Here is an 8,067-nt window from a genome sequence, read left to right as displayed (position 1 = left end):
GCGTGCACGGGGCGGCGGGCGCGGTGTGCGCGGCGTGGGCTGTGGTGTCGGCGGGTGTGGTGTTTGCGGTGTTTGCGGTGTTTGCGGTGTTTGCGGTGTTTGCGGTGTTTGCGGTGTTTGCGGTGTTTGCGGTGTTTGCGGTGTTTGCGGTGTTTGCGGTGTTTGCCGTGTTTGCCGTGTTTGCCGTGTTTGCCGTGTTTGCCGTGTTTGCCGTGTTTGCCGTGTTTGCCGTGTTTGCCGTGTTTGCCGTGTTCGCCGTGTTCGCCGTGTTCGCCGTATGCGAGGTATTCGCGGCGTCTGACTCAATCGACCCATACGCCGCGTGCGACGCGCGAGACACGGATGCCGAATGCGATGCGTTGGCCGTATTCCGCGTCTCACCGGCAACGCCAGAGGTGCGCGCCCCATCGATCACGCGAGCCGCGGCGGCACCAGTCTGCGCCCCACGCGCCGCGCGAAATTGCTTCGCATCGCCTTGCTTCGCATCGCCGCTCATGCCACGTCTCCCGACGCATCGTCGAGCAGCCGCAGCGCGTCGTCGAGCGCGACCGGCCGATCGTGCAGCAGGGCCGCAAACGCATCGGCGTCGACATCGGCACGCGAAGGTGCAAGCGGATCGACCGGCGACAGCTTGTAGCGCAGCACGAGATGCGCGAGCGCGAGCCGCCGATAATCGGGCGCAAGCCACATCCCTTCGCTCGCGAGCAGGATCGCGGTCGTCGCGTGATAGAGCGCGGACGCCGCCTGCCGCACGAGCGCGTCGTCGCCCGCTTGCGCGACGCGCTCGATCGCATCGCTCGCGCGATCGAGCGCGCGGCGCAGACGCTCAACACTCGCGCCGGGCAGCCGCGCCGCATCGAGCAGGTCGAGCAGGAACGCACGCAGCGGCGCGAGCGCGCCTTCGCGCTTGACCGCCCGCGCGACGTCGAGCGCGACGATGTTGCTCGTGCCCTCCCAGATCGAACCGAGATGCGCGTCGCGCAACACACGCGCGTCGCTCCACTCCTCGATGTAGCCCGTGCCGCCGCGCACCTCCATCGCGTCGCCGGCGACGCGGCGCGCATCGCGGCACGCGCGGAACTTGATGAGCGGCGTCAGGATGCGCACGCAGCCGGCCGCCTGCTCATCGCCCGTATCGGCCTTCGCGAGCAACCGCGCGATCTGCATGAAAAGCGACCTCGCCTGCTCGGTCGGCACGAGCATCTTGACGAGCTGACGCTGCATCAGCGGCATGTCGATCAGCTTGCGGCCGAACGCTTCGCGATGGCGCGCGACGTGCAGCGCCTCCGTCGTCGCGCGGCGCATCAGCCCCGCCGCGCGCACGCCGTTCGACAGCCGCGACATGTTGATCATGTCCGCCATCTGATGAAAGCCGCGCCCGATCTCGCCGATCAGATAGGCTTCGGCGCCGTCGAGCGTGATCTCGCCGCTCGCCATCGAGCGGCTGCCGAGCTTGTCCTTCAGACGCATGATCCGATAGCGGTTGCGCGAGCCATCGGCGAGCGTCTTCGGCAACAGGAACAACGCGAGACCCTTGACGCCGTCGGGCGCGCCTTCGGGCCGCGCGAACACCATCGCGAGATCGGCATCCGCGTTCGAGCAGAACCATTTGTCGCCGTACAGACGCCACGTCGTCGCGCCGTCGTCGGCCGTCTCGCGCACCGCGCGCGTCGCGATCCGGCCGACGTCGGAGCCCGCCGCCTGCTCGGTCATGAACATCGCGCCCTGGTACAGCACGTCGAAATCGCGCGACGCGAGCCGCGGCAGGAAACGCTCGACGAGCTCGCGCGAGCCGAAGCGGCGCAGCGTGCGCGTCAGCGAATCGGTCATGCTGACGGGACAGCAGAGGCCGAACTCGGCCTGGACGAACAGGAACGTCAACGCGTACTTGACGAGCGGCGGCGGCGCCTCGCTGCGATGGCTCATCGCCGCGAGGCCGAGTTCCGAATACGCGACGCGCTCGAGCGCGACGTAGTCCGGATGCTTGTCGATCGATTCGAGCGGCTCGCCGCGACGGGTGCGCGGATGGAGCACGGGCGGATTCTTGTCGGCGCGCGACGCGAGGCGGTCGAGCTCGTCGGACGCACGCAAGCCGAGCGTGCGCAATTCGGGTTCGAGCGCGCGATAGCGCGCGTCGCCGAGATGCAACCGCAGCAACGCCGCGCAATCGGGATCGCTCGTGAAAAAGTTGATGCCCCGCGAGTCGGGGATGTTGGCGGCGCCCGCCGCGGGCGCGTTCGCTTCAACGGCTTCTTTCATCATGTTCATCGCTTGTCTCCTGGTCCGATGAGCGTAGAACTCCGGTCGATAGCCGTCCAATACAGGATTTATCCAGTACGATAAGCGTTGCTTATCGATCGACGCGAACGGAGACGAGATGGACCTGAAGCAATTGCGCTATTTCGTCGCCGTCGCGGAAGAACTGCATTTCGGCCGAGCCGCGAAACGGCTCTTCATCTCGCAGCCGGCGCTCAGCTTCGACATCCGCAAGTTCGAGAACGAGCTCGGCGTGCAGCTGTTCGCGCGCACGAGCAAGTCGGTCGCACTGACGAACGCGGGCGAAGTGCTGCTCGGCGAGGCGCGCCGGCTGCTGCTGCAGGCGCAGGAGGCGCAACGTCTGACGATTCGGTCGGCGTCGGGGCTCGCGGGGCGGCTGCGGATCGGCTTCGTCAATTCGATGCTGTACCGTGGGCTGCCGTCCGCGGTGCGGCGCTTCGAGACGGACTATCCGAACGTCGAGGTCGTGCTGAAGGAGATGAACACGCACGAGCAGGTGCAGGCGATTCTGCGCGCACATATCGACGTCGGCTACGCACACTGGGGCACGTTCCCGCCCGAGATCGCCGCCGACACGATCTTCTCCGAGCCGTTCCTCTGCTGCCTGCCTGCCGCGCACCGGCTTGCGCGACGCAAGCGCGTCGATCTCGCGGCGCTCGCGCACGAGCCGTTCATCCTGTTCCCGCGCGACGCGGCGCCCCACTACCACGACCTCATCATCGCGCAGTGCGTGAGCGCCGGCTTCAGTCCGGAGATCCGGCACGAGGCGCGCTTGTGGCAGACGGTGCTGACGATGGTCGAGTTCGAGATGGGCGTCGCGCTCGTGCCGAGCGTGCTGCGCCAGGTGCGCAGCGAGCGGCTGCGCTACTTGCCGCTCGACGGCGGCGCGCTCGAATCGCACACGCTGCGGCTGCGGCGGGCGGACGAGCGGGAGCCAGTCGCCGAGCGGTTCGGCACGTATCTGGACGACGAGATTCGGCGGCTGCGCGGTGCGGCGAAGTAACGGCGCTCGCCGTGTCGAACAAACACTGGATAAAAGTACCCGGTTGCCTGTAGAATTCCGCCCCGGGCCGGGCGATGCGCGGTCCGCACCCGCCAGGTGGGTTATGTTTAAAAAGTGCTTTACGAAACGAAAAAGCTCTGACATAATTCAAAGTTCTTTGGGCGGTTAGCTCAGCGGTAGAGCACTGCCTTCACACGGCAGGGGTCACTGGTTCGATCCCAGTACCGCCCACCAAAGAATTCAAGCACTTAGCCAGTGCTTAAACGCCTCCTAGTTTGCTCTCGGGACACTCCGGGGACACCTAGGAGGCGTTTTCACATGGCGACCATCACTCGTCGCGACACCCACTCCCCCGAGCATCGTTGGCAAGCAAAGGTACGGCTCAAGGGGTTCCCCGTCCAATCCAAATCATTCCCGACCAAGGCAGAAGCGGAGAACTGGGCGCAGTCCATTGAAGCCGAAATGCGCCGAGGGACGTTCGTGGACACCGCCGCTGCGCGAGCAACTACCCTAGGCGACCTCCTACAGCGCTACGCTGAGCGCGTATCCCCGACCAAGAAAAGCGGCGAGCAGGAAGTCAAGCGCATCCGGTCCATGCTGGCGTGGCCTCTATGCCAGTACGCAGCCGCTAACGTATCGCCCGCCGTGCTGGCTGAATGGCGCGACGAGCGCCGACAGTCGGTCAGCGGAAGCACGGTCAACCGGGAGCTAAATCTGCTGTCGCATGTGTTCTCGACGGCGATGATCGAATGGGCGATCCACCTGCCTGCCAATCCGGTAAGCCGCATCCGACGACCGAAGCACAACAAGCCACGCAACCGACGCACCGAGGGCGGCGAAGAATCGCTGCTTCTGTATGAATGCAAGCGAGCCCGCAATAAGCATCTCTACCCCGCCGTACTCCTCGCAATCGAAACCGGGATGCGACGAAGTGAAATCGTAGGCATCGAGTGGGCGAACATCAATCTTGACCGCCGAGTCCTCTGGCTACCCGATTCCAAGAACGACGAAGAGCGAACCGTAGCCCTATCCTCCCGCGCTGTGGACGCGCTTGCTCAGGTCACTGCCGACCGAATTGGCCCAGTATTCCCCGGCCTGACGGTTGATGCAATCAAGTGCGCATACCGCCGAGCCCGTAGCAGGGCGAACATTGACGGCCTGCGCTTCCACGACCTCCGGCACGAAGCGACAAGCCGCCTATTCGAGAAAGGTCTCAATCCGATGGAGGTAGCCAGCATCACGGGCCATAAAACTCTGAGCATGCTACAGCGGTACACGCACCTCCGGGCCGAGGACTTGGCGAAGAAACTGGGTTAGCCCTGCCACGAAACAGCAACACTCGGGCGGCATAGTGGTCGTCCCGAGCAAAGTCAGCATGACTGCCCGCGCCTACAACCTCAAATGGAGAACAGGCATGGGCACTATCCAATCACGCTCCCGCCGCAGCGGCATACGCCTTCAAGCAACAATCCGCGTCAAGGGTTTCCCGACGCTCTCCCGCGCGTTCCAAGACAGGACAGACGCCGAGACATGGATTGCCGAGCAAGAGGCATTCATCCACCACCGCATCCACGCGTCGAAGATGGAAACCGAGCGCCAGCGAATCGCCGCTGAGTGTGAAGTCCAGTACCGCACGCTGGGCGATCTGATGCGACGCTACCTCACGACCGTTACGCCCGGCAAGCGCGCCGCCGACCAAGAAGCAATCCGCATGAACGGCCTTCTCAAGCATGCGATAGCGGACTGCCCGATCCTCAACCTCGACCGCCCACGCGTAGCAGAATGGCGCGACACTCGCCTGCTGACGGTCAGCGGATCGACAGTCAGGCGGGATATGACGTTGCTCGCGCACGTCGTCAAAATCGGTATTGAGGAATGGTCTGCACCGCTGACAGAGAATCCGTTCCGCGCAGTACGTCGTCCCGCAGAGGCACCGCCACGGGATCGACGCTTGAAGCTGGGGGAACAAGCCGCACTACTCTCCGCGTGTGATGATGCCCGCGCTCCGTACCTGCGCCCGGTAGTTGAACTTGCCCTCGAAACAGCAATGCGGCAATCCGAGCTTGTCAGCCTCGATTGGCAGCGCATCCGCTTGTCCGGACGCTGCGCCTATCTGCCCATGACGAAGAACAGAACAGCTCGCGGCGTGCCCCTGTCTTCGCGTGCCATCGAGATACTTGCAACTCTCAACAGACGCGGGAACGGTGCCGGCGCAGTGTTTGCGGGCGTAACGGCGGAGGCAGTGAAGCGCGCCTTCATCCGCGCCACACGGCGCGCATGCCTCGACAACTTCCGCTTCCACGATCTGCGTCATGAGGCGACCTCGCGATTCTTCGAGCGCGGGCTGACCGTGCCGGAAGTAGCCCGCATTACCGGTCATAAAACATGGGCGATGCTCGAACGGTACACTCACCTGCAACTTGACGACGTAGCACGGCGGCTGGACGGCCCAGCCGATCCAGCTGTAACGCCGCTGACCATCGAGCAATTAACGCACGAGCTACGGCGGCTTGTGGCAAGCGCGGATAGACTGCTACCGGATCGCCCGCACCAACCTTGAGCAGCTCAGCCGAGGAAGTCCAGCTGCCTTGTGTTGAATAGCGCTAGAGGTCAGTTTGCCGTTGCGCGAAGCCGAGCCATCGCCAACCCGATTGCGACATAGCGCCGCCCACCTAATCGCCGAGGCGGTTGTCAATCCGAATCTCGGGCGCTTCCGTCGCCACGTACTCCTTACGAGCACCACTCATTCTCCAGTTTCGAATCGGGTTCCCACTGCCGCGCAGCGTAAAGTCGGGTCCGATAGGGTATCCAGCGTACCGACGGATAGCAAGCGCGGCTCGCGTCGGCTTCGCCTCGCTCGGCTGACGCCCGCGCCAACAGATACAGAAACGAGTGACCGGTGCGACAAGCGACACCCTCACGGGTGCCACCTGCCTGCTACCGCGCTGCTGCACGCTTAGTAAGCCCAGCCCCAAGCGTTCTTGCTCGAAAGCCCAATGTCCGGGTCGACGTGTTCCGGCTTGTTGCCAAAGGTATCCCGCATACGTTGGGCGACCACCTTCGCGTCGATGTTAATCATTTGCTGATGCCCTTGTCGATTCGTCAGGAACAAGGACATGAAGCCGTTACCAAGGTTCTCGCCGGACGTTACTTGCCAATACGGGTACTCCATCGCGGCCGCTTTACTGCGTGAACTGAACGGCGTCAGCGCCATGCCTACATCAGTAGCATCCCCGGTAATCTCCGGCTCCAGCGGCCCCGCCTGCGTCTCGATCGCCCACTTCAACGCCGCCTGATAGTTCTCCTGCCCCTGCCGCCCCACTGCGCCGGGGAACTCCCGATTCACCATCTCGTAGAACGGGCGCGCGCCGAAGGCTCGGTTGTTCAAGACAACTGCGCCGGGCACAAGGTCCGCATTCGCCACCACTTGCAACAGCGCGGTACGTGCCGCTGTGTCGTCGTCGTATGCGTATGCTTTCTTGTACTGCGCGATGAGTGGCGCGATATGTGCGGCAAGCTGCCGCTTGTTGCCGTCCGTCAGGTTGTATGGTGTTAGCTCACCATCCCCGCCCCACAGCGGAATCATGCGTTTGAACCACCCCGGCGAAGCGCTCGCCACAGCGCGCTTCGCATCCTGTACCTCCTGCGCCGTAGCGACTGCCCCTGCGCCCCGGCTGATTAGGTGCCGGGCTGTCTTGAGTTGCAAAGGATCATCCAGCTTGTACCCGCTGTTCAACAACGCAATCACCTTCGGCCCCATCGAGTCGCCCATGTACGCCATCACTGCCCCTTCGCCCCCGGTCCCTCGCCGCAACGCGTCCGCGTACTGCAATGCCTGCGCCATGTCCGGGGTAAGCGGCGCGTCTCCATTCAGCATGAGGTTCATTTGCTGGGTCAACACTTGCTTGAGCATCGGGGATTGGAGCGACGAATCATAGGCAACCGTGCTCAGCTTATCGAACAGGTTAGCCTGTGCGTCCGGATGATTCGCGAACTGCGTGCCGGTAGCCTGTTGGAACATGGTGTCTACAGCTTGCGCCTTCGCACCATCCGGGAGCGGCAAGCCCGTCAGGGCCGCTGGCGACGAGCCGTTAACAGCCTTCATCACAAGCTCAATCGACTGATCGTAGTTCAACTGCTTCAACTGCGCCTTCTGGTACTGCGCCAGAATATTGGCGTTCCCCGCGTCGAGCATCTTGTGCATCTGCGCCCGCTGTTCGTTGTCGTACATCGCGGTAGCATCGCCGTTTAGCTTCCGGTTCGAGTCCTCCATCGAGTCCATCGCGGCATCAAGTTTCGCGTGCCCTTCCGGAGACGAGTCCATTCCTGTCGTGCCATGTTGCAGACTCCACCGGAGATCCGCTCGCGATGTGAACAGGTTCCTCGCTGCCGGGTTCTTCAATGAGGACTCGTGCTCCAGTCGCGGAATCTGTACTTCGAGGTTGTCCTTCATGTCAGTCGGCATGGACTGGTATTCAGGCATCGCCCTAACAGCGCGCACCGCCTGCCAGTGTCCGCTACGCGCATTGCTGAGCGTGATGTCGCGGAGCCCGCGCTGATACGCCTCCGTGGTCATGTTCGCGGGTCGAATGAGCTGGTTCGTAAAGTCAGCGTAAGCGCGGTCCACGTCTGCTTGCTGGGGGTTGTTGTTCGCCGTGAGAGAGGTGGCTTCGCTCGTTCGGACAGTTTTCTGAGATTTTTAAGTGGAACGTCCGAGGCAATCATGCTGCCGATTTGATCGCAGGCAGCGTCGCGAAGTATGCCTCATCCGGCGTCTGATCCGCCAG

General features: G+C 63.4%; 6 protein-coding genes and 1 tRNA gene. 4 read left to right on the top strand and 3 right to left on the bottom strand.

Going from position 1 to position 8,067, the window contains the following annotated elements; translation table 11 throughout:
• A partial coding sequence (locus tag WS62_RS38495) for a hypothetical protein (RefSeq protein WP_442855110.1) occupies positions 1-496 on the bottom strand: 496 nt, incomplete at its 3' end.
• Entirely contained in the window at positions 493-2,268 is a 1,776-nt protein-coding gene (locus WS62_RS27605; protein ID WP_082721346.1) for an acyl-CoA dehydrogenase family protein, read from the bottom strand. The genes WS62_RS38495 and WS62_RS27605, both read right to left, overlap by 4 nt.
• A gap of 109 nt (positions 2,269-2,377) precedes the next feature.
• Between WS62_RS27605 and WS62_RS27600 the strand changes: the two genes are divergently transcribed.
• From WS62_RS27600 to WS62_RS27585, 4 genes are all read left to right on the top strand, one after another.
• Complete coding sequence (locus tag WS62_RS27600) at positions 2,378-3,280, top strand: LysR family transcriptional regulator (protein WP_066577673.1); 903 nt, start codon at positions 2,378-2,380, stop codon at positions 3,278-3,280.
• Positions 3,281-3,439: 159 nt separating this feature from the next.
• Positions 3,440-3,514: transfer RNA gene (locus tag WS62_RS27595), tRNA-Val, on the top strand.
• A gap of 84 nt (positions 3,515-3,598) precedes the next feature.
• Positions 3,599-4,597, top strand: a complete 999-nt coding sequence (locus tag WS62_RS27590) for a tyrosine-type recombinase/integrase (RefSeq protein ID WP_066577671.1) — start codon at positions 3,599-3,601, stop codon at positions 4,595-4,597.
• 97 nt (positions 4,598-4,694) lie between these two features.
• Positions 4,695-5,840, top strand: coding sequence for an integrase (locus WS62_RS27585; RefSeq protein ID WP_059577085.1), 1,146 nt, complete (start codon positions 4,695-4,697; stop codon positions 5,838-5,840).
• 396 nt (positions 5,841-6,236) lie between these two features.
• Here the strand turns inward: WS62_RS27585 and WS62_RS27580 are convergent, their stop codons facing one another.
• A complete protein-coding gene (locus WS62_RS27580; protein WP_066577668.1) occupies positions 6,237-7,856 on the bottom strand; it encodes a hypothetical protein in 1,620 nt (539 codons plus the stop codon).
• Positions 7,857-8,067: the final 211 nt, after the last annotated feature.

The organism is Burkholderia sp. ABCPW 14, assembly GCF_001523835.1.
Classification (GTDB): Bacteria; Pseudomonadota; Gammaproteobacteria; order Burkholderiales; family Burkholderiaceae; genus Burkholderia; species Burkholderia mayonis.
This window is presented reverse-complemented; position numbering and strand designations above follow the sequence as displayed.

Excerpts from the sequence above, each read along its gene's own strand:
- WS62_RS27605 (WP_082721346.1), bottom strand. The coding sequence starts at position 2,268 with ATGAACATGATGAAAGAAGCCGTTGAAGCGAACGCGCCCGCGGCGGGC.
- WS62_RS27600 (WP_066577673.1), top strand. The coding sequence starts at position 2,378 with ATGGACCTGAAGCAATTGCGCTATTTCGTCGCCGTCGCGGAAGAACTG.
- WS62_RS27590 (WP_066577671.1), top strand. The coding sequence starts at position 3,599 with ATGGCGACCATCACTCGTCGCGACACCCACTCCCCCGAGCATCGTTGG.
- WS62_RS27585 (WP_059577085.1), top strand. The coding sequence starts at position 4,695 with ATGGGCACTATCCAATCACGCTCCCGCCGCAGCGGCATACGCCTTCAA.
- WS62_RS27580 (WP_066577668.1), bottom strand. The coding sequence starts at position 7,856 with ATGACCACGGAGGCGTATCAGCGCGGGCTCCGCGACATCACGCTCAGC.